The following is a 23,313-nucleotide window of genomic DNA, read 5'->3' as shown; positions in this document are numbered from 1 at the left end:
CAACTAAGGCATTAGTTACTACACCCATGTTAAAGCACGTAGTATTACTTGTTAAAATTCTCACAAAAATAAAATTTTCTTTCTAAGAAAAAAGCCTCTTGTGTAAAAATTATAATACTAAAATGTTATTTTTTAGAAAAAACACTACAAAAAGTATCCTAAAACCCTTGTGAATCCTACAAAAAGTCAGCATCTCAAAACAAGTAATAAAAAATAAAAAAATTCACCAATCGCATCAAAATTCAGAAACAAACAAAATTTCATACTTATAATCAAATTCCCTACTTTTGAAGCATCAAAAAAATGCTAAGGATGAGCGCAACAAAACACAATTGGACAAAAGAAGAGATTATTGATATTTACAATAAGCCTTTAATGGATTTGCTTTTCGAAGCAGCAACAATACACCGAAAAAATCACGACCCAAATACAGTACAAGTTTCCACACTATTATCGATCAAAACAGGAGGTTGTCCTGAAGACTGTGGTTATTGTCCTCAGGCAGCACGATACCACACTAGTGTTGAAGGAAATGACTTAATGACTGTTCAGCAGGTAAAAGCACAGGCTTTAAGAGCAAAGTCAAGCGGATCATCCCGTGTTTGCATGGGAGCAGCATGGAGAAACGTTAAAGACGGACCGGAATTTGACCAGGTTCTGGAAATGGTAAGAACCATCAACAAACTGGACATGGAAGTTTGCTGTACGCTGGGAATGCTTACCGAAAATCAGGCACATCGTTTGGCCGAAGCAGGTTTATATGCTTACAACCACAACCTGGATACTTCGGAAGAATACTATAAAGAAGTTATTTCAACCAGAGGTTTTGAAGACCGTTTACAAACCATTGAAAACGTAAGAAAAACCAACGTTACTGTTTGCAGCGGCGGAATCATCGGAATGGGAGAAAGTATCGAAGACAGAGCCGGAATGCTGGTAGCACTGTCCACCTTGAACCCACAACCGGAATCTGTTCCGATCAATGCCTTAGTAGCCGTTGAAGGAACACCAATGGAAGAAGAAAAACCGGTAGAAATCTGGGAAATGATCCGAATGGTTGCCACAACCAGAATCATCATGCCGGAAACACAGGTACGTCTTTCTGCAGGAAGAACACAAATGTCAAGAGAAGGACAGGCCATGTGTTTCTTTGCCGGAGCAAACTCTATCTTTGCCGGAGACAAGCTGTTAACCACGCCAAACCCGGATGTAAACGAAGACATGAAAATGTTTGAAATGCTTGGCTTACAACCACAGAAACCATTTATAAAATTAATGCAGCCGGAAACGGTTGAAGCCGAAGATTCTAAATTCCAGGCCTTAGGAGAAAAACCAAAATGGTCAAGACCAGGACACACTATAGAACGGAATCTGGAAGCCTCAGCAAAAAAATAAACCTGGAAAACTTTTTAAATTTTTAATTTATTTTAATTTAAAATAATTTTACGATAAGATAAAGCTTTCTTAACTTTGCTCCTGTTTAATAGCATAAAATAGGAGCATCTTTTTATAAGTAATATAAACATTTCTTATGGCTTTACATTTAACAGAAATTGAGCGCGTAAAAACTATTTCAAAAGAAGACTTTTACAACAACTACGTAAAAAAACAGAAACCTTTAGTCATTGAACAGCTCACCAAAGATTGGCCGGCTTATGAAAAATGGAAGTTAAATTATATTAAAGACATAGCGGGAGACAAAACGGTGCCACTTTATGATGACAGACCCGTTTCCCACGAAGATGGATTTAATGAGGCTCATGCCAAAATGAAAATGGCAGACTACATTGACTTATTACAATCCAAACCCACAAATTACCGTATTTTCCTATACAACTTAATGAAGGAAGTTCCTTCACTTCGAAATGATTTCAAATGGCCAGATATTGGTTTACGCCTTGTAAAACAATTGCCAATGCTGTTTTTCGGAGGAGAAAACTCCAAGGTTTTCATTCATTACGATATTGATTACTCTAACATTTTGCATTTCCATTTTCACGGAAAAAAACAATGTATCCTGTTTGATCCGGACCAGACGCCGTATCTGTACAAAGTACCGCACGCACTGATCTCCAGGGAAGATATCGATTTTGACAATCCTGATTTGGAAAAATGGCCGGCTTTAAAACAGGCTAAAGGACTTATTTGCAACCTTAATCACGGGGAAATGCTGTATATGCCGGAAGGATACTGGCATTACATGAAGTACTTAACTCCCGGATTCTCGATGAGTTTAAGAGCTTTTCCACGCAAAATAACCAATTTATCCAAAGCCGCTTACAATGTTTTTGTAATGCGCCATTTTGATAACTTTATGCGCAAATGGAAAGGACAGGAATGGATTGATTACAAAAACGAACAGGCTGTTATCCAGACACACAAAAAACTCAACATAAACGTTTAAAACTAACCTCAAAGCAGCTAAAATTGATGCAGAACAATCACAAATCCTACACAATTGAAGATGCTACGAAAAAACTGGAATACTATTGCAGTTATCAGGATCGTTGTCATGACGAAGTAGTCAAAAAACTTCGGGAAATGAACATGATCCCGCAGGCTATTGATGTAATAACCGTTCATTTAATTGAGCATAAATTCCTCAATGAAGAACGTTTTGCCTGTAGTTTTGCCAGAGGAAAACACCGGATAAAAAAATGGGGAAAAATCAGGATCATTAACGAATTAAAATTCCGGAATATCTCTAAATACAATATCGATACAGCGCTTAAGGAATTTACACCCGAAGAATATTTCGAAACATTTGAAACATTAGCAGTCGCAACATGGAACACTATAAAAGAAACCAATAGCGCCAAAAAGAAAAAGAAATTTTGTGATTTCATGCTCCGAAAAGGATACGAATCAAACTTAATATACGAGAAACTCTCAGACTTAGCAAACCAGGATTAAATCCTGGTTTTATTTTGACAGCAAAACACTAACCGCATTCCCGCCAAATCCAACAGCATTGACCAGTACTTTCCGGATTTTAGCCGTTCTTGTATAAGGTTCATGCACATAAGGAACGCCTATAAACTGCTGCTTTTCCATCATCAGTAACGCCAGCTCAACACTCAGTATTCCGGAAGAACCGAAAGTATGCCCGATCTTCCATTTATTGGTCGTCAACAAAGGCTTTGCATCACCGAAAACTTTCGCGATCGCGTTCAGTTCCGATGTATCGCCTTTTATCGTTCCCGGTGCGTGCATCACGATAACATCTACCGATTCGGGTGGCGCACCATTCAAAGCCATTTTCATCGACTTCTGAAAACAATCAGCATCTGATGATATCGAAATATTGTGTTTTAAAACTTCCGTAGCATAACCAATTCCTTCCACATAAGCCAGGGCATTTGCTCTTTCACCGGTTTCAAGACAGGCAATTGCCGCTCCTTCACCCAGAACCATGGTATTGCTTTTTTTATCGGGATCCAATGCTTTACAGGGAAACGCATCGGTTGTTGTTGCATATATTTTAAGCGCCTTCATCTGTGCCATTGTAAAGGGCGTTAACGGCGCTTCACTCCCTCCCACCAGGAATTTATCCGCCATACCCGATTGCAGCCAGGCCACGCCGTTTAAAAGCGCATGCAATGCCGTAGAACAGGTAATGGAATGGGAAATATCCGGACCAACACTTCTCAAATCATTGGCAACCCAGGAAGAAATATTGCCAAGAGTAGTGGTAGGCGATGTAAGCGTTTGTGTTCTTCCGGTTTCCAAAAACTCTTTATGATGCTTTTCAAACAATTGCGTAGCGCCACGGGACGATCCGATATTGACTCCGAACACATGGTCTTTCCAACCGGCCATCGCTACCGCATTTCTCGAAGCTAAAAGTGCATACAGTACCGAATTATCCAAAGCTTTATACTTGATATCCGAACTCCGCAGCGCCTCTATTTTTGCTAACAAGGCAGCTGATAAAACAGAAACCGGAAACGACTGTTCTCCGATTTTCGTTTCCTGTATTAAACTTTCCGGACGAAGATATTCCTTCCAGACAGATTCCGGCGAATCGCCCAAAGGAGAAACGGAAGCCAAAGCCGTTATTGCAATTTTATTTTTCAACACAATAGTATTACGCAGTAAAATTAAAACTTATCCAAAGCTTCCGCTATAATTTCATAAACTTTTTCCAGTTCTTCCGCTGAAATAACATACGGCGGCAAAATATAAACGATATTTCCTACAGGACGCATAATAACCCCTTTTTCAATAAAAAAGGCATACAGCTTATTCCTGAAATCACCATAATAACTATCGGCATCATCTCTTATAAATTCCAGGGCAAAAATAACCCCCAGAATACGGGTCGTTTTTACTCTCGGGTGATTTTCAATACGCTTCTGAAAAGACAAATGCTGTTCATTAATTCTTTTAATGCCGCTCTTTACCGCTTCGCTTTCCAATAATTCCAAACCGGCAAGGGCCGCAGCACATCCGGTAGGATTAGCTGTAAAAGTATGTCCGTGAAACAATGCTTTATTAACATCTTCATCATAAAAACCATCAAAAAGCGCTGCCGTAAAAGTCGTTAGTGCCATCGGGATCGTTCCTCCGGTAAGCGCTTTCGACAAACACATCATATCCGGCTGCTGTTGCAGGTAATCGCAGGCAAAGTTTTTACCGGTCTTTCCAAAACCGGTCATTACTTCATCGGCTATTGTAAACACGCCGTTTTCCTTACACAATTTTATAAGCCGGTCCAGTTGTTCCGGTGCATACATCACCATTCCCGCCGCACCCTGAACCAAAGGTTCAAAGATAAATCCGGCAAATTCTTTTGTAGCAATTAATTTCGAGATCGCCTCAAAACAGCGGTCTTCATTGCCCGCTGTCGGAACCGGAATCCGTTCCACATGGATCATCGCACCCTGAAAAGCCTCGGTAAAAAAGGAAATCCCGCTGGCAGCCATCGCTGCAAAGGTATCGCCGTGAAACGCATTTTCGAAAGCGATGATTTTCGTTCTTTTTTCCCCTTTGTTATAGTAAAACTGCAAGGCTACTTTTATCGCTACTTCAACCGCGGTCGAACCGTTATCGGAGAAAAATATTTTCTGTTGATTATCCGGAAGCAGCTTCATTAACTTCTCCGCAAGCACTATGGCAGGTTCGTGTGTAAATCCGCCAAACAAAACATGTTCTAAGGTTGTAAGCTGTCTGTAAATGGCATCTGCAATATGAGTATTCGAATGCCCGTATGGATTAACCCACCAGGAAGCAATGGCATCAATGTATTCTTTACCATTTTCATCCCATAATAAAGTTCCTTTTCCTTTCGTTATTGCTATATGAGGTTGTGCTGTTTTATGCTGAGTATAAGGATGCCAAAGGTGTTTTTCATCCGCTTTTTGCAAATAATTATTTTCCACTTAATCGTTTTTAAAGTTAGAAATCCGGTAGTACAAAGATAAAAACAGATGCCCTTCTATTTTTCCAAACAAAAAAACTTTAACATTAAACCATTTATCTTTTTATTTGTCTAAAAATAGAACCTAATCAAAACAAAATTATGAAAACGACTATTAAACTATTAGCTATTACTGCTTTTATGGCTATTTCCTGTAATAGCGATTCCGACGTTACCAACAACAACGGAAACAATCAGGATACCTCTATTAGCGCAGATGTAAAAGCGCAGATCATAGAAGAAGATGTAGACGGAATAAAAGAAGAAGTACTTTCCGCGAACGGTTATTATGCTTCCAAAAACGAATTGCAGCTTCCTCCGTCAAACTGCAGAACAATAACACAGGAAACCTTAACAGACGGCGGTAAGAAATTCAAAGTTGATTATGGCACCGGCTGTATTGACACACAAGGAAATAACCGGACAGGCATTATTTATATTGTGGTTCACAACAACACGACTACCGGCATAATCAATGCGGCTATAACTTTTGACAATTACTACATTAACAGTAATAAAGTGGAAGGCACTATTGATGTTACAAGACAAGTCATCGACAATATCCCTACGCATACAAGAAATACCGATATCAGTATTATCCAGCCTGCAAACGGAGGAACCATTCACAGAACCGGTGACTTCACGATTGAAAAAATTGCCGGGGCATCAACACCTTTGGTTTTCACAGACGATGTTTTCAGTATTGACGGAACGGCTACTACTACAATGGCTAACGGAACACTACTGCAAATGGAAATTACAGAACCGCTAATCAGAGACTTAAGCTGTGGCAATATTACAAAAGGGAAAAAGACCCTGGTAAGAAACTTGCAGACCTACATTCTTAACTATGGCAGCGGTGCCTGCGACAACGTTGCTATTCTTACATTACCGGACGGAACACAGTTAACAATCAATATCTAATAAAAAAGGCTCCTTAAAAAGAGCCTTTTTTTTATTATTTCAATTCCAGTAAAGCATGCCGGAATACCTCTGCATATTCCTTAACCACATTTTTATCAAAATACGGTTCTTCATCAATACGACCGATACAGTTAATTCCGGTGCGGTTTAAAATAAGCGATTCCGTATCGGTATTTTCTGCCCCGTTAAAAATAATTCCGGCTACTTTCAGTCCTTTAGCTTTTAAAGCTTCTATCGTCAGCAAAGTATGATTGATACTTCCCAGATAATGACGCGACACCACGATTACTTTATAGTCCGACCGGATCAAATCGATAATACTATCGTTATCATTCAGCGGAACAAAAACACCGCCGGCACCTTCAATAACCAGATGATTCTTGGTTTTAGGCTCTTTTATCGTTGCCATATCAATCGTTAGCCCGTCAATTTTCGCTGCAAGATGCGGACTCGCCGGAGTATTCAAAGCATACGCATTATCAAAAATATGCGTTTTGGAATTGGATATTTTATCCTTAATCTTATGACTGTCGGAGTTATCCAGATCACCGGCCTGTACCGGCTTCCAGTAATCCGCTTCCAGCGCTTCGGTTAGTATGGCTGAAGCAATTGTTTTCCCTACATCAGTCCCGATACCTGTTACAAATAGTTTCATCATTTTTTAAATTCAAAATTACAATTATCGCATTTATATTTATACTTCGCATAAAAAGGCAAAATCAAAAAGAGCAGACTCAAAACAAACGAGAAAATCGATCTGGCATCGTCCACTACCGTTAACAGCTGCACTTTTTCTGCCCCGCAATCCGGGCATTTAATCAGCGCTCCTTCATTCGTCATCGAATATTTACTAATCTCCGACAGAATTTCTTCGGCTGCCGCAAAGTCCTCTTCTCTGACAAACAGTTTTACACCGCCAACAGCATTACTAACGAGCGGATCGGTATCAATCGTAAAATTATCCCGCATAAAAACTGCAATTCCTTCCGATTCCAGCCTGCCTTTATAGATGATTGCTTCCGATGAATACTGAAAGCTTGCTATTTTCCTAAACAATGGTTTTTCACCCATTATACTAAATCCTTTAAAATTCTTAAAACATCCGAAATTTCTTCTTTCGAATTATAACTGTGAATGCAAAAGCGCAAACGCTCCTGCCCTTCCGGAACGGTTGGCGACAAAATGGCCTTAACATCAAATCCTCTTTGTTCAAATTGCTTTGCTATCGATTTAACCCGTTCATTCCCGGGAATAACCGCCGACTGAATCGCCGATTTACTCCGGATAAACAAGGGTTTTAAGCTCTGTAAATTCTTTTCCTGATTGAAATGAATAATATTCTCTTTCAGCTTTTCAGGCAAAGCCGTTTCTTCATTCAGCTTGCCATAAGCAATCCCGATTGTCGCCACGGCATGCGGAGACAAGGCTGTCGTGTAAATAAAGCTTCGGGAAAAATTCACCAGGTATTCCTGTAGCTTTTTACAGCCCAGTACAACGGCTCCATGGCAACCCAGTCCTTTCCCGAAAGTCATGATCCGGGCAAAAACCCTTTCGTGCAAATCCAGAAACTGGACCAACCCTGCCCCATTGGTTCCAAAAACGCCTAAAGCATGAGCTTCATCGATTACTAAATAACAATTATATTGTTCCGCAAGCAGTACCATTTGTTCCAATTCCGGCGAATCGCCATCCATCGAAAAAACACTTTCCGTTACGATATAAATAGTCGGTTGGTTTTCCTGAAACCGAATGATCAGCCGTTCCAGGTCTTCCAGGTCGTTATGCTTAAATTTATAAGCCCTGGCATTCGAAAGCTGTATCCCGTCCCGGATGGAAGCATGACTCAGTTCATCAAATAAAATGATGTCGCCTCTTTGCGGCACACTACTCAAAAAACCAACATTGGCATCATAGCCGGAATTAAACAGCAAAGCACTTTCCGCTTTATGGAATGCGGCAATTTGCTGTTCCACTTCTTCACAAAGGATATGGTTTCCGGAAAGCAATCGCGATCCGGTTGCTCCGTTTGCCATGATGTTCCTGCCCGTTAAAAACTGGTGTACTTCCTGAAAAAGCACCGCTGATTTCGAAAATCCTAAATAATCATTCGATGAAAAATCAACCGGACAATGTTGCCCGGGCAGCTTTCGCAGTGAATTCGCTTCGGTTCTTAACTGCAGCCTGGCAGATAATGATGAGGGAAATGCTTTCATAAAGCAAAAGTAGGCATCTTTTTTTCTCCTTTTACAACTGCCGGCATTATAGACACCCTTCCAGCAACCAGGTATACCGCAATATTTTATAAATCAGGACTAAAACAGTAAAATGCATTTTTTAATGTAAAATTTACTTAATTTTGAAAACTATTTAACATTAAACCAAAAATAATAATGAAAAAACAACTACAACTAGCATTACTATTGCTTTTTTCATTTTCCGTAGGTTTTTCCCAGTCGAAAAATTTATGGAAACCGGTAGACGGGAATCAGCTCGCCTCCAGCAAAAAAGTCAATCGTAGTTCTTTTCCAAGATCTTATGCTTTATACCAGCTGGATCTTACCACTTTAAAAAACAATTTAGCCGGAGCCCCGGTTAGGGGAGTCTTTCAGGGCAAATCCAATCTGATTATTGAATTGCCAAATGCGGACGGAATTCTGGAACATTACCGTGTGATGGAAACCCCGATCATGGAGCCGGCACTTGCCGCCAAATATCCGATGATAAAATCGTATGCCGCTCAGGGAATTGAAGATCCTACTGCGGTTGCCCGATTTTCGGTAACGCAATTCGGACTGCACAGCATGACCATGTCCGGAGAAAAAAGTACGGTTTACATTGATCCGTACACAGAGGACAGACAACATTATATCGTGTACAGCCGACAGTCCTTAAACAAGGAAAACGAAGACTTTACCTGTTTAACAGATGCGGGAATTAAACTGCCTTCTTTAACCAATGACAAAATTGTATCTCCGGAAAGCGCCCTTAATACAGACGACAAAAAGCTAAGAACATACCGTTTAGCACAATCGTGTACTGCCGAATACGGAAATATATTTGCCGGAACCGGAACCGATGCTCAGAAAAAAGCAAATATCCAGGCACAGATGGCCATTACCATGACCCGTGTGAACGGTGTTTATGAAAAAGATTTAGCGATTACTTTGGTATTCATTGCCAATAATGATTTACTGATCTATTTCGGAAGCACTACCAGCGACCCGTGGAACGGAGAATACAACGTTCAGACTGGGGTAACCATTGATGCTAATGTTGGCTTCGGAAGCTATGATATTGGCCACAACTTCAACACTTCCGGTGGTGGAAATGCGGGTTGTATCGGGTGTGTATGCAGCACCAACTCCAATCCAAACAGCGGAAACCACAAAGGAACCGGAATGACCGGAAGATCAAATCCAACAGGCGATGCTTTTGATATTGATTATGTTGCCCATGAAATGGGACACCAGTTTGGAGGCTACCACGTGCAAAGTAGTTCAGGCTGCCGTTCCGGAAGCGGTTTAACGGAAGTAGAGCCGGGATCCGGTTCTTCGATCATGGGTTATGCCGGGATTTGCGCTGCCAATGTACAGGCGAACAGTGATGATTATTTTGCTTATGTGAACATCCGTGATATCTTAAACAATGTAAAATCCGGTGTGAGCTCCAGCTGTGCCCAAATAACGAATATCACCAACAATCCACCAACAGCAGATGCCGGAAGGGATTATGTAATTCCAAAATCTACCGCTTTTATGCTTACGGGTTCCGGAACAGATGCCGATGGCGATGCCCTGACCTATACCTGGGAGCAAAACGATCCTCAGAATCCAAATACTACGGCTGCCCCGACACCTACAAGAGCTAACGGACCAATGTTCCGTTCGGTTAAAGGAACCGGCTCACCGGTGCGTTACATGCCGAGCTTAAATACTGTTTTAGCCGGTAATACGGCAAATACATGGGAAGTATGCCCTTCTATAGGCAGAACCTTAAATTTCTCTTTAACAGTAAGAGACAATAAAGCGGGCGGCGGACAAACGGCTTCCGACCTGATGAAAGTTACCGTAAACGGAACTGCCGGACCATTCCTGGTTAGCGTCCCAAACACAAATGTATCCTGGCAGGCCGGAACGAACCAGACAGTAACCTGGGATGTAGCCGGTACCACTGCCAACGGGGTAAATGCGGCTTATGTTGACATTTATTTATCTACAAATGGCGGAACTTCTTTTCCTACATTATTAGCCAGCAAAGTTCCTAATGACGGTTCGGAAATAATAACCGTTCCGAATACTCCGGGAACACAAAACAGAATAATGGTTAAAGGATATGACAATATTTTCTACGATCTATCCAACACCAATTTCACGATTACCGCACCTGGCAGCACACATACAGCTGCTTTCAACGGGGTATCAGGAGAGCAGAACAAAACAATCTGTACCGGCTCTAATATTGCCTACAGCATTGCATATACTGCTTTGGGAGGTTTCAGCGGAAGTACAACGTTTAGCGTAGCCGGAAATCCACCGGGAACAACGGTTACCTTTTCACCGGCTTCAATAAATGCCAACGGAACCGTTACAATGACCGTGAGCAATACTACAGCAGCCACTCCGGGCTTCTATACCTTAGCTGTAACGGCTACTTCCGGAGCTACTACTAAGAATGTTAACTACTATCTGAATCTTTTAAATTCTAATTTTGGTACGATGACTCTGACCGCACCGGCTAATTTAGCTGTCGGACAAAACACGACCCTGAATTTAACCTGGACAGCAAATAGCAATGCCACATCCTATGATGTACAGGTAGCTACCGATAATGCGTTCACGAACATTGTTAGCACCGGAAACACAACTACTGCCAGCTATACCGTATCGGGATTAGCAGAAGCGACTAATTATTTCTGGAGAGTACAGCCTAAAAACGATGCCTGCATTGGTACTTACAGCAGTCCGTTCAGGTTTACAACCGGACAGATAACCTGTACTACAAACGCATCAGCAAACGTTCCTTTAACGATCTCTACTACCGGCGCACCAACTATCAACTCCACCTTAAATATCCCTTCCGGGGGCGTTATTTCGGACGTAAACATTACGATGAATGTGACCCATACCTGGATTAATGATTTAACGGCAACTCTGATCAGTCCGACCGGAACACAGGTACAGTTATACAGCCGTCCGTGCAGCAATGCCGATATTCAAAACATCGTTGCTACTTTTGACGATGCCGGCACTACGGTTGTTTGCGGCACAAATCCGGGAATTTCCGGAACGGTTATGCCAACGCAGACACTATCTTCCTTTAATGGTCAGAATTCAACCGGCACATGGACCTTGCGGATTTCCGATGCCTTTAATGAAGACGGAGGTGTATTGAACAACTGGAGTTTAAACATTTGTACGATCAGCCCTCTTGGCACTACAGAAAGCAAATTAAACAACTTTGTGATCTATCCGAACCCGAACAACGGTTCTTTCCAGGTTCAGTTTAATCCGGATGCATCCAATACTATTGAAGTACATGTTTTTGATATCAGCGGCCGCCAGATTTTCAAAAAAGACTTCCAGGGAACGAATCTTTTTAACGAGTCTATCAATTTACAAAATACACAATCGGGTATTTATCTGGTAACGGTTAAAAATGGTGATCGCCAGGAAACGCAAAAAATAATAATCAGATAATACAACTGCAAAAGGCTTTCTGTTACGAAAGCCTTTTGTTTTTTATTACACATAGCAACAAAAAAGCCCGGCAATTGCCGGGCTTTTCTATTCAGTATATCATTGTATTAGTCAGCTAAAACAATAACTTTATTATCATTCATTTCTACTGTTCCTGAATTAATCGGTAACCAATAGGTCTGCTCATTAATCTTGTTGAATTTACCTGCAAATTCTTTTGCAATTTTCAAACCAGAGCCAACGATTTTGATATTACCTTTTCCCAATAACGACACAATTGGCGCGTGGTTATTTAACATTTGGAACTCACCATTTACTCCCGGAACAGCTACAGAAGTAACTTCTCCTTTAAATAAAGTGGCTTCGGGTGAAACTATTTCTACAATCATAATCTTTTTAATTGGTAATTGATAATTCTCAATTGATAATCTTCAATTGAATGACTACGCTTCAGCTAACATTTTTTGTCCAGCTTCGATAGCATCTTCGATGGTACCTTTTAAGTTGAAAGCTGCTTCCGGTAAGTGATCTAACTCACCGTCAATAATCATGTTAAATCCTTTGATAGTATCTTTAATATCAACCAATACCCCCGGGATACCTGTAAACTGCTCCGCTACGTGGAAAGGTTGAGACAAGAAACGTTGTACACGACGTGCTCTTGATACAGCAAGTTTATCTTCTTCAGACAACTCTTCCATACCTAAGATCGCGATGATATCTTGTAATTGTTTGTATTTCTGTAAAATCTCTTTAACTCTTTGTGCACAGTTATAGTGATCGTTACCTAAAATTTGCGGTGTAAGGATACGGGAAGTAGAATCCAATGGATCTACTGCAGGATAAATACCTAACTCAGCAATTTTACGAGACAATACTGTTGTAGCATCTAAGTGGGCAAATGTTGTAGCAGGTGCCGGATCCGTTAAGTCATCCGCAGGAACGTAAACCGCCTGTACAGATGTAATAGATCCTTTTTTAGTTGAGGTAATACGCTCTTGCATCGCACCCATTTCTGTTGCTAATGTTGGCTGATACCCTACCGCTGATGGCATACGTCCTAATAACGCAGATACCTCAGAACCGGCTTGTGTAAAACGGAAGATATTATCAACGAAGAATAATACGTCTTTCCCCTGACCTTCACCAGCTCCGTCACGGAAATATTCCGCAATGGATAATCCTGATAATGCCACACGTGCACGAGCTCCTGGCGGCTCATTCATCTGACCGAAAACGAAAGTAGCTTTAGACTCTCTCATTCCGGCTTTATCTACTTTAGATAAATCCCATCCTCCATTTTCCATAGAGTGCATGAAATCATCACCGTATTTAATAATTCCTGACTCTAACATCTCACGAAGTAAGTCATTTCCTTCACGTGTTCTTTCTCCTACTCCAGCGAATACAGAAAGACCACCGTGACCTTTTGCAATATTGTTAATTAACTCCTGAATCAATACTGTTTTACCTACTCCGGCACCACCAAACAATCCAATTTTACCTCCTTTTGCATAAGGCTCGATCAAATCGATTACTTTGATACCTGTAAATAAAACTTCTGACGAAGTTGATAGATCTTCAAATTTTGGAGCCTGACGGTGAATTGGCAAACCATTCTCACCTTCTTTTGGCAAATCTCCAAGACCGTCAATAGCGTCTCCGATTACATTAAATAAACGTCCATAAATATCTTTCCCAATTGGCATTTGGATTGGAGCTCCAGAAGCCACAACTTCTTGACCTCTACTTAATCCATCTGTTGAATCCATTGAGATAGTACGAACTGTATCTTCACCAATGTGAGACTGTACTTCAAGTACTAATTTTGAACCATCTTTTTTAGTGATTTCTAATGAATCATAAATCTTTGGAAGTTCGGCATTTTGTGTGTTGAATACTACGTCAACCACTGGTCCGATAATCTGTGCAACTTTTCCTATTCCTTTAGACATTGCTTATGTATTTATTAAACAGCTATTTACGTTTCTTGAAAAAACCTCTTTTTTCAGAGCGCAAAGATAGTTTTTTATATGGTAATTTTGCAATATAATTTTTGAATTTTTATAATAAAAAAGCGGATTTCAAAAAAACCCGCCTTATTTATTTACTCTACAGTAACCGATTTCGCCAGATTCCTCGGCTGATCCACGTTACAATTACGCATTACTGCAATATGGTAAGACAATAACTGTAAAGGGATTGTCGCCAATATAGGCGTTAACGCTTCGGCAGTATCCGGAATCTCAATAATATGATCAGCCAGTTCCTTAACCTGAACGTCACCCTTGGTCACTACTGCTATAATTTTTCCGCTTCTTGCTTTAATCTCCTGGATATTACTCACTACTTTATCATAGTGATTTTGTTTCGGCGCAATAACCACAACCGGCATTTGCTCATCAATAAGCGCAATCGGTCCGTGTTTCATTTCTGCCGCCGGATAACCCTCAGCATGAATATAAGAAATTTCTTTTAATTTCAATGCACCTTCCAGGGCTACAGGGAAATTATACCCTCTACCCAAATAAAGACAATTTGGTGCATCTTTATAAATTCCCGCAATTGTTTTTGCGATTTCATTACTTCCTAATGCCTCTTCAACTTTTTCCGGAATCAATTCCAATTCCAGCAAATAACGCTGATAATCGGAATTATTCATTGTTCCTTTTGCTTTAGCCAGACGCAATGCGATTAAGGTTAAAATCGTGATTTGCGTGGTAAATGCTTTCGTAGAAGCCACCCCGATTTCCGGTCCGGCATGCGTATATGCTCCGGCATGTGTTTCACGGGAAATAGAAGACCCGACAACATTACACACTCCGAAAACAAAAGCTCCTTTTTCTTTTGCTAATTTAATAGCTGCCAAAGTATCTGCTGTTTCTCCGGATTGCGAAATAGCAATCACGACATCATTCGGATAGATAATCGGGTTTCTGTATCGGAATTCTGAAGCATATTCCACTTCAACAGGAATTCGTGCAAATTCTTCCAAAACATACTCGGCCACTAAACCGGCATGCCAGGAAGTACCACACGCAATAATCAAAATTCTATTAGCGTTCAGGAATTTCTCCAGATTATCCTCAACACCTGCCATTTGAATAATACCTTTATTAGCCAGTAAACGACCTCTGTAAGTATCTTTTATAACACTTGGCTGCTCATAAATTTCTTTTAACATAAAGTGATCGTAACCGCCTTTTTCAATCTGCTCCAAATTCATTTGAAGTTCCTGAATATAAGGATCCACTAAAGAGTCATCTTTAATTTTACGCACTTTCATCGGCTTGTTCAAACGAACAATAGCCATTTCTTCATCTTCCAAATAAATCGCATTCGTAGTATACTCAATAAACGGAGAAGCATCGGAAGCAATAAAGTATTCGTCTTCACCAATACCAATTGCCAACGGGCTACCCAAACGGGCTACTACAATCTCATTTGGCTTTTTCTTATCAAAAACTGCAATGGCATACGCCCCTACTACCTGATTCAAAGCTTTTTGTACGGCTTTACCCAGTTTCAGATTTTCCTGTTTCTGAACATCTTCAATAAGGTTAATTAAAACCTCCGTATCCGTATCCGATTTAAAAACATAACCTCTCTTGATCAATTCTTTTTTAAGAGGCTCATAGTTCTCTATAATACCGTTGTGAATAATCACCAAATCACCTGAATTTGAAAGGTGAGGATGCGAATTCACATCGTTTGGAACACCATGGGTAGCCCAACGGGTGTGCCCCATACCAACAGTTCCGTTAGTTGTTATTTCTGTAGCCACTCTCGCTTCTAAATCGGAAACTTTTCCTTTTGTTTTAGAAAGCTTCAAATCTTCTCCATCCCACAAAACAACACCGGCACTATCATAACCTCTGTATTCAAGTCTTTTAAGACCTTTAACGATCACAGGATAAGCTTCTCTGTGACCTATATAACCTACAATACCACACATAGTCTATTCTGGTTTAGTATAATAAATTTCTAATTTTAATCTTTTATCAGCATCAGTACTGCTTGTACCGTGCAACACTGTTCCCAACGGATTTACCACTGATGAAACCGGAAGGAATTTCACATTATAACTGTTGGAATGCAACGGATCAGTCATCACAAAAGGATTTCTGAAATAGGCACTCTTAACATTATTAATATCTTCCATAACAACCAATCCTACCCTAACATTCGTAGAATCCTTATTAATAAGATTGTTCACATACTGTGTTAATCGTATTTTATAACGGATGGCTTTCTTATCACCGGTCGTTTCTCTTTCAACCAATCCACCAAAAACAACTTTACTTCTTTTCGGAAGTGTTGTATTGGTAGTACCGTCATAATTATAATCCAACAGTACTTTATTGTTTTTCATATCATACAGATAAATACGCTCCGGTTCGTTTTTCACATTATGCATCGCTGTTTTATCCACATAGAAAGTCAGATTTGCTTCGTTAAGCAATATTTTTTTGCTTCTCAAATCATTCAACTCCGTATCATTAAACAAATCGATATAGGAAACCGAACCCTGTCCGCCTTTCAGATAAAGACGATTGCTACCCGACTCTGTTGGAAGACTATACGTATTATCCATAAAGTTAACCGTAGTTCCGGTTAAATTCAGAACCAGCGTTTTTCTTGTTCTGGCCGAAGAAGTAGTCGCAGAAGGATCTACTTTATAACGAATATTAATTTTGGCTTTCGAAAAATCAAGCATTGCCATAGCAGCTTCACCCGGAATTCCTTCAGCCTGGAAATACAATCCTCTGAAATACTCTTTAAAAACATTGTTATTCAACAACTTATCTGCCGGTGCATTTAAGATTTTTGTCTGGAAAAAGTTTTTATCCAGATCCAGCCACATACCCGGAGCAAATCGCTCTAAAATAACCCTGTTTGCAATATCGTCATTCGCTATTACCTGACCGGCTGAATTCAGATATTCACCAGCCGCATTCAGTTTATAAAGAATTGTTTCCTCTTTACTAAAATAGAACGCATCATTCTGATTCGCAGGACCATTATTCAAAACCTGCGTCCCTCTGTTACTTTCTACTAAATTTTTCTCATCCGAATAATACTTCTGAACATCATCGCCCCCACCGTACGGATCGAACGTTCGCAACATATATTTCGATTCGTAAACCTTCAATTTAAACTTAGAATCCTCACCATAAACCGAATCCAATTCATAAAGACGTACGCCGTTTCCATCGGTTCCCGTTTGTTTGCTGAAATAAGGCACATAAACCCAAACAGAATCAATAACCGGATTATCTCCAATTGTAGGTGCTCCGGCAACTAACTGAACCTGCGACACAAAGTGGGCTTTTGTTTCCCCAAAAGCATCACTATTCATGACACCTAAAAGATTTACAGGTAAATTATTGGTCTGAACCGGACCGGTTGCTTTATTGTAAGCTGTTAACGTCTGCCCGATATATTTGTCTATTGCAAAATTCTCTTCCCCTACCAGATCAGATCCTATAGTATTAAAATCTTTATCGCAGGAAAACAACAAAACTGCCGTTAACGATAAAAGCAACTTTTTTAACAATGAAATTCTATTCATATTTTATCAATCAATGATTATATAACTTGATTCTTATAGAAATTAGTATATGCCTCTGCAAATCCATCTTTCGGCACGAAAGGTAAAAAAGGTTTACCCGATGTTTCTATAAATTTTGTTAAACTTGGAGACAGGTCTTCCGACGCAACAATTACCGCATCCGAATGCATTATACTAACCTTCATAATATTCTCATAATCCGGCGTTTCCAATGTTGCAATAGCATCATTCGGAACCTGGTCAAAAGCCACTTTACTCATCATTTCCGGATCCAGCGTTCCGTCAAATGACTGCGAGTAAACAGATGTTACAATCTTAGTATCTGCAAAAAGTGCCTCGTCTTTATAATAGTGTTTCATATAAACCGGCAGCATTCCTGCCAACCAACCGTGAACATGGATGATATCCGGAACCCAGTTTAATTTCTTCACTGTTTCCACAACCCCTTTTGCAAAAAAGATCGAACGTTCGTCATTATCAGGATACAAAACACCGTCTTCATCCGAAAAGGTAGCTTTGCGTTTAAAATACTCGTCATTGTCAATGAAATAAACCTGGATACGCTCTTTTGGAATAGACGCCACTTTGATAATCAACGGCATGTCCATGTCATTCACGACTAAATTCATCCCCGACAAGCGGATAACTTCATGCAATTGGTGCCTACGTTCATTAATATTTCCGTAACGAGGCATAAAAATTCTAATCTGCCCGCCCTGATCATTAATCATTTTCGGCACGTCATACGACATTAAAGAAACCTCATTTTCAGCCAAATATGGCACCACCTCAGATGATACATACAATATCCTCTTATCATTCATTGCATTAAATTTTATTTATTGGATATAAAAAACATGCAAAATTACAAAATTTTATGCAGTTGTTTGACAAAATAGTAATTTTGCACCCAATTTAAATCTGAAGCAAATGTTTGTTTTTGCCAAAAAAGCTGATTTAGCGCATCATTTAGCACAAATCGGCAACACTAAAAAAACAGTAGGACTAGTTCCTACTATGGGTGCATTACATCAAGGTCACCTTTCCCTGTTAAGTAAATCCTGTTCCGAAAACGATATAACCGTCATCAGTATTTTTGTCAACCCAACACAGTTCAACAATCAGGAAGATCTGGAAAAATATCCGAGAACCATCGAACGGGACATCGAAAAAGTACGCTCTGTTTCAGAAAACATCCTGATTTTCTCCCCAACTGTAGAAGACATTTATGAAGGCAATACACAATCTGTTGCTTTTAATTATGACGGTCTGGAATTTCAGATGGAAGGGGCACATCGTCCCGGGCATTTTGACGGAGTGGGAACAATTGTAAAAAAACTGTTTGAAATTGTAAAACCAACCAATGCCTATTTTGGAGAAAAAGACTTTCAGCAATTACAGATTGTCCGAAAACTGGTCAAAAAACACAAAATACCGGTAAACATAATCGGCTGTCCGATTCACCGTGAAGCAAGCGGCCTGGCGATGAGTTCCCGAAACGAACGCCTTAGTGAAGAAGCAAAAGAAGATGCTTCCCTAATTTACAAAGTACTGTTAGACGCAAAGCAAAAATTCAGCACCAAATCGGCAAAAGAGGTAACTGATTTTGTCACACAAACCTTTGCAAAACACCCGGCTTTCACACTGGAATACTTTGAAATAGCCGACGAAACAACCCTGTTGACCTGTAAAAGAAAAAGCGTTGGCAAGAAATACCGCGGCTTTATTGCGGTTTTCATAAACAATATCAGATTGATTGATAATATTGCACTAAATTAATTAACTTTGCCCCATGCAAATTCAAGTTGTTAAATCCAAGATTCACCGTGTTAAGGTGACTGGAGCCGATTTAAATTACATCGGAAGTATTACGATTGACGAAGCTTTAATGGAAGCTTCAAATATTTTTGAAGGAGAGAAAGTCTCTATTGTGAACATCAATAACGGTGAACGTTTGGAAACGTATGCTATTCCGGGCCCGAGAAACAGCGGTGAAATCACGCTGAACGGACCGGCTGCCAGAAAAGTTCACAAAGGCGACATTATCATTATTATCTCTTACGGAATTATAAGTACAGACGAGGCTAAAACCTTTAAACCTTCCATTATTTTCCCTAACGAGAATGATAACTCCCTAACGTAATTCTTTTGAAAGAAAAATTTAAAAAGATAATCAGTATTGTGCTCCCACTTTTGTTGGGAGTTTTTTTAGTGTATTACGCATACAACAAATTCACCCCGGAACAGCTGGAAGAAATGAAAGGCTATTTTAAAAATGCCAATTATAACTACATCCTGATTTCCACTTTTTTCTCACTGGTGAGTTTGATCGCAAGAGGATACCGCTGGCGATACAGCCTGGAACACATGGGCTATTTTTCGGCATTCAAAACCAACCTGTCTGCCGTTTGTATCGGTTACCTGATGAATTTAACCATACCCCGTTCCGGTGAAGTTTCCCGTGCACTGATTGTCAAAAAATACAATACCGTTCCGTTCGATAAGGCATTTGGTTCCATCATAGCCGAAAGGGTGATCGATCTGGTCATCTTACTATCGTTGATGCTAACCGCATTACTGTTACAGTTTGACAACCTGAAAACCTTTTTAATCCAAAAAATCCCCATTCAGAAACTAACCGTTATCGGGATAAGCGGTGTTACCATTCTTATTGTAATCACGTTATTATTCCTGTATTCGAAATGGAAGCCTATCCTGATCATTAAAGAAAAAGTATCCGGACTGATTGAAGGTGTGCTGAGTGTTTTTCAAATGCCAAACAAATGGGCTTTTCTGTTTTACACAGCTGTTATCTGGATTGGTTATGTACTTACCTTCTATTTTGCCATTTTTGCCATTAAGGAAACCAGCGCCATCAGCTTTGGTGTGGTGGTAACCGCTTTTGTAGTGGGAAGCCTTGCTATTAGCTTTACAAATGGTGGTTTCGGCGCATTTCCGCTGTTGATTTCCGAAATATTATTATTGTATTCCGTGCCCGAAACAGCCGGAACCACATTCGGATGGATCCTGTGGGCATCACAAACCGGCCTGATCATTATCATGGGATTACTTGCCTTTTTGTTATTACCCCTTTTACACCGAAATAAATAATTTTTGTTATCTTGCTTCTCTATTCCAAACTACGAGAAACTACTAACAAACATGAAACAAAAACTTGCAATCTTAGTAACTTTTTTACTAACAAATTCTCTATTCTCACAAAAAACGGTCGAAGCTTTTCCATCGGAAAAACTTAACGAAACAAGAGAAATAACCATAATCACGCCCGATTCTTACGAGGGCAATAAGGATAAAAAATACCCGCTATTGGTTGTCCTGGACGGTGAATTTTTATTAAACCCTTTCTACGGTGTTTTTTCCTATGGAGCTTACTGGGATGATTTACCGGAAGTAATTATCGTTGCCATCAACCAGAATAAAAACAACGAACGGGAATACGACACTTCTTATGACGACGGCGGACTTCCCAATGAAAAAGGAGCCAAATTCTTCGAATTTATCGGTGCCGAATTAGTGCCCTATATCGAAAAAAAATACCGTGTAGCCCCTTTCCGCATGATTGCCGGATTAGACACGACTGCCGGGTTTTTAAACTTTTACCTGTACAAAGACAATCCGTTGTTTAATGCCTATATCTCGCTGAGCCCGGAACTTGCTCCCGAAATGGAAACCAGAATACCGGAGCGGTTAGGCGTTATTCAAAAACCGATTTTCTATTACCAGGCCACTTCCGATGCGGATTTAAAGAAGATCCAGACCAACATGAAAGCGCTGGATGAAAAAGCAAAAGCCCTGAACAATCCGAATTTAAAATACCGTTTTGACGAATTCAAAGGACTTTCCCACTATTCACTGGTAACCTTTGCTATTCCGAATGCTGCCTACCATATTTTCGACGGTTACCAGCCCATTTCCACCACGGAATTTCAGGAAAAAATTGCAAAAATGCCAACAGGCCACACGCAGTATTTAATTGACAAATACACCAATCTTGAAAAGAAACTGGGCTACAAACCTACTGTTCGTTTAAATGACTTTAAAGCCATTGAGGCCGCTATCTTAAAAAACAAAAACTACGAAGAGCTGCTAACGCTGGCCGAATTGTCTAAAAAGAACTACCCGAAAAGCATGATCAGCGACTATGAAAAAGGCTTATACTACGAAAACACGGGCGATATGAAAAAAGCGCACAAAGCTTATATGAGTGCCTTTAACATGGAACCGATTGGTGATTTAACCAAAGACGGCATGCTGGAAAGAGCCGATGCTGTAAAAACAAGATAAACTACTAAAACAAGAGAATACCGGAATGGCTATCAAATTAAAAACGTCTTTCTTCTGCCAAAGTTGCGGCACCCAATACTCCAAATGGCAAGGCCAGTGCAATGCCTGTAAAGAGTGGAACACCATAGTGGAGGAAATCATACAAAAGGAAGAAAAAACAGCCTGGAAAGCCAGTTCCACGGAAGTAAAAAGAGCCTCCAAACCGCTAAAAATAAAAGAGATCGATTCGGCCGAAGAAGTACGGATGGATACCACAGACGGCGAGCTGAACCGCGTTTTAGGCGGCGGTCTGGTTCCCGGCTCCCTGACCCTTTTGGGCGGAGAACCCGGAATCGGAAAAAGTACATTACTACTGCAAATCTCTTTAAAATTACCGTATAAAACATTATACGTTTCCGGCGAGGAAAGTCAGAAGCAGATCAAAATGCGCGCAGAACGTATCACCACGAACAGCGACAACTGCTATATCCTTACCGAAACCAAAACGCAGAATATCTTTAAACAAATTGAAGCCATTGAACCGGAAATCGTAATTATCGATTCCATTCAAACGCTGCACACCGATTATATAGAATCATCGGCGGGAAGTATCTCACAGATCAGGGAATGCACCGCCGAACTGATCAAATATGCCAAAGAAACCAATGTCCCGGTTATCCTTATCGGGCATATTACCAAAGACGGAAACATTGCCGGGCCAAAGATACTGGAGCACATGGTGGATACCGTTTTACAATTTGAAGGCGACAGAAACCATATTTACCGTATCCTGCGTTCGCTTAAAAACCGTTTCGGTTCCACAGCCGAACTGGGAATTTATGAAATGCAGGGAAGCGGACTACGGGAAGTCGCCAATCCGTCTGAAATTCTGATCTCCCACAAGGAAGAAGAACTTTCCGGAACGGCAATTGCCACCACTCTGGAAGGCATGCGACCGCTGATGATCGAAATACAGGCTTTGGTTAGCACAGCTGTTTACGGAACGCCGCAGCGAAGCACCACCGGCTATAATGCCAAACGTTTAAACATGATCCTGGCGGTACTGGAAAAACGCGCCGGATTCCGTTTGGGCGCCAAAGACGTCTTCCTGAACGTTACCGGCGGAATTTCTGTGGACGATCCGGCTATTGACCTTGCTGTTGTGGCAGCAATCTTATCGTCTAACGAAGACATTCCGGTGGGCAAAGACTTTTGTTTTGCCGGCGAGGTAGGGCTATCCGGCGAAATACGTCCGGTGAACCGTGTCGACCAGCGTATTCAGGAAGCTGAAAAATTAGGATTTGCGACCATTTTTGTTTCCAAATACAACAAGGTAACGCTTAAGAATACCATTATCAACGTCAAATTGGTGTCTAAAATTGAAGATGTTGTCAGCGAGTTATTTGGTTAAGGATTAA

20 protein-coding genes are annotated in these 23,313 nt (G+C 40.4%); 10 read left to right on the top strand and 10 right to left on the bottom strand.

The genetic code is table 11. The features are described 5' to 3' along the window. The first annotated feature begins 312 nt into the window (after window positions 1-312). The 3 genes from bioB to HW120_RS04565 all read left to right on the top strand — a co-directional run bounded on the left by bioB (window position 313) and on the right by HW120_RS04565 (window position 2,913). Window positions 313-1,395: a biotin synthase BioB gene (gene bioB / locus HW120_RS04575; protein WP_177731277.1), complete on the top strand. Its 1,083-nt coding sequence runs from the start codon at window positions 313-315 to the stop codon at window positions 1,393-1,395. 136 nt (window positions 1,396-1,531) lie between these two features. Further along, window positions 1,532-2,404 carry a cupin-like domain-containing protein gene (locus tag HW120_RS04570; protein WP_177731275.1) on the top strand — a complete coding sequence of 291 codons (873 nt, stop codon included), beginning with the start codon at window positions 1,532-1,534 and terminating at the stop codon, window positions 2,402-2,404. A 26-nt stretch (window positions 2,405-2,430) separates the two neighbouring features. Then, window positions 2,431-2,913, top strand: coding sequence for a regulatory protein RecX (locus tag HW120_RS04565; RefSeq protein ID WP_177731273.1), 483 nt, complete (start codon window positions 2,431-2,433; stop codon window positions 2,911-2,913). 9 nt (window positions 2,914-2,922) lie between these two features. Here HW120_RS04565 and HW120_RS04560 read toward each other — a convergent pair whose 3' ends face one another. Together HW120_RS04560 and bioA are read right to left on the bottom strand one after the other, a co-directional pair. Then, on the bottom strand, window positions 2,923-4,077 hold the full coding sequence (locus HW120_RS04560) for a beta-ketoacyl synthase N-terminal-like domain-containing protein (RefSeq protein ID WP_177731271.1): 1,155 nt from the start codon (window positions 4,075-4,077) through the stop codon (window positions 2,923-2,925). Between the two features lie 23 nt (window positions 4,078-4,100). Beyond that, window positions 4,101-5,381 carry an adenosylmethionine--8-amino-7-oxononanoate transaminase gene (bioA, locus tag HW120_RS04555; protein ID WP_177731270.1) on the bottom strand — a complete coding sequence of 427 codons (1,281 nt, stop codon included), beginning with the start codon at window positions 5,379-5,381 and terminating at the stop codon, window positions 4,101-4,103. Window positions 5,382-5,521: 140 nt separating this feature from the next. On the opposite strand from bioA, the gene HW120_RS04550 reads away from it, so the two are divergent. After that, window positions 5,522-6,343, top strand: a complete 822-nt coding sequence (locus tag HW120_RS04550; RefSeq protein ID WP_177731268.1) for a hypothetical protein — start codon at window positions 5,522-5,524, stop codon at window positions 6,341-6,343. A 34-nt stretch (window positions 6,344-6,377) separates the two neighbouring features. Here the strand turns inward: HW120_RS04550 and bioD are convergent, their stop codons facing one another. The 3 genes from bioD to HW120_RS04535 are packed head-to-tail and all read right to left on the bottom strand — an operon-like array spanning window position 6,378 to window position 8,556. Beyond that, window positions 6,378-6,998: a dethiobiotin synthase gene (bioD, locus tag HW120_RS04545; protein WP_177736181.1), complete on the bottom strand. Its 621-nt coding sequence runs from the start codon at window positions 6,996-6,998 to the stop codon at window positions 6,378-6,380. Further along, window positions 6,998-7,414, bottom strand: a complete 417-nt coding sequence (locus HW120_RS04540) for a putative signal transducing protein (RefSeq protein ID WP_177731266.1) — start codon at window positions 7,412-7,414, stop codon at window positions 6,998-7,000. The genes bioD and HW120_RS04540 overlap by 1 nt, the downstream gene beginning before the upstream one ends. Continuing rightward, a complete protein-coding gene (locus HW120_RS04535; RefSeq protein ID WP_177731264.1) occupies window positions 7,414-8,556 on the bottom strand; it encodes an aminotransferase class I/II-fold pyridoxal phosphate-dependent enzyme in 1,143 nt (380 codons plus the stop codon). The genes HW120_RS04540 and HW120_RS04535 overlap by 1 nt, the downstream gene beginning before the upstream one ends. Before the next feature lie 177 nt (window positions 8,557-8,733). Here HW120_RS04535 and HW120_RS04530 point away from each other — a divergent pair, with 177 nt between their 5' ends. Beyond that, on the top strand, window positions 8,734-12,039 hold the full coding sequence (locus HW120_RS04530; RefSeq protein ID WP_177731262.1) for a zinc-dependent metalloprotease: 3,306 nt from the start codon (window positions 8,734-8,736) through the stop codon (window positions 12,037-12,039). A 107-nt stretch (window positions 12,040-12,146) separates the two neighbouring features. On the opposite strand, the gene HW120_RS04525 is transcribed toward HW120_RS04530, so the two are convergent. The 5 genes from HW120_RS04525 to HW120_RS04505 form a co-directional block, all read right to left on the bottom strand. Further along, entirely contained in the window at window positions 12,147-12,428 is a 282-nt protein-coding gene (locus tag HW120_RS04525; RefSeq protein ID WP_177731260.1) for a F0F1 ATP synthase subunit epsilon, read from the bottom strand. 54 nt (window positions 12,429-12,482) lie between these two features. Then, window positions 12,483-13,994 carry a F0F1 ATP synthase subunit beta gene (gene atpD / locus HW120_RS04520; RefSeq protein ID WP_177731258.1) on the bottom strand — a complete coding sequence of 504 codons (1,512 nt, stop codon included), beginning with the start codon at window positions 13,992-13,994 and terminating at the stop codon, window positions 12,483-12,485. 152 nt (window positions 13,995-14,146) lie between these two features. Next, on the bottom strand, window positions 14,147-15,994 hold the full coding sequence (glmS, locus tag HW120_RS04515) for a glutamine--fructose-6-phosphate transaminase (isomerizing) (RefSeq protein WP_177731256.1): 1,848 nt from the start codon (window positions 15,992-15,994) through the stop codon (window positions 14,147-14,149). 3 nt (window positions 15,995-15,997) lie between these two features. Next, window positions 15,998-17,611, bottom strand: coding sequence for a DUF4270 domain-containing protein (locus HW120_RS04510; RefSeq protein ID WP_177731250.1), 1,614 nt, complete (start codon window positions 17,609-17,611; stop codon window positions 15,998-16,000). Window positions 17,612-17,628: 17 nt separating this feature from the next. Further along, window positions 17,629-18,435, bottom strand: coding sequence for a glycogen/starch synthase (locus tag HW120_RS04505; RefSeq protein WP_177731248.1), 807 nt, complete (start codon window positions 18,433-18,435; stop codon window positions 17,629-17,631). Window positions 18,436-18,541: 106 nt separating this feature from the next. Here HW120_RS04505 and panC point away from each other — a divergent pair, with 106 nt between their 5' ends. Genes panC through radA form a run of 5 tightly spaced genes read left to right on the top strand, consistent with a single transcriptional unit; the run spans window position 18,542 to window position 23,306 of the window. Further along, a complete protein-coding gene (gene panC / locus HW120_RS04500; RefSeq protein ID WP_177731246.1) occupies window positions 18,542-19,390 on the top strand; it encodes a pantoate--beta-alanine ligase in 849 nt (282 codons plus the stop codon). A gap of 13 nt (window positions 19,391-19,403) precedes the next feature. Beyond that, window positions 19,404-19,754 (top strand): aspartate 1-decarboxylase, encoded by a 351-nt coding sequence (gene panD / locus HW120_RS04495; protein WP_177731244.1) that lies wholly within the window; start codon window positions 19,404-19,406, stop codon window positions 19,752-19,754. Window positions 19,755-19,792: 38 nt separating this feature from the next. After that, window positions 19,793-20,722, top strand: coding sequence for a lysylphosphatidylglycerol synthase transmembrane domain-containing protein (locus HW120_RS04490; RefSeq protein ID WP_317168416.1), 930 nt, complete (start codon window positions 19,793-19,795; stop codon window positions 20,720-20,722). Window positions 20,723-20,773: 51 nt separating this feature from the next. Continuing rightward, window positions 20,774-21,916, top strand: a complete 1,143-nt coding sequence (locus HW120_RS04485) for an alpha/beta hydrolase (protein WP_177731240.1) — start codon at window positions 20,774-20,776, stop codon at window positions 21,914-21,916. A 25-nt stretch (window positions 21,917-21,941) separates the two neighbouring features. After that, a complete protein-coding gene (radA, locus tag HW120_RS04480; RefSeq protein WP_177731238.1) occupies window positions 21,942-23,306 on the top strand; it encodes a DNA repair protein RadA in 1,365 nt (454 codons plus the stop codon). The last annotated feature ends 7 nt before the right edge of the window (window positions 23,307-23,313 follow it).

Source organism: Flavobacterium inviolabile (assembly GCF_013389455.1).
Taxonomy (GTDB): Bacteria; Bacteroidota; Bacteroidia; order Flavobacteriales; family Flavobacteriaceae; genus Flavobacterium; species Flavobacterium inviolabile.
Note: the sequence above shows the minus strand (reverse complement) of the source record. Positions and strands in the feature narration are given on the sequence as shown.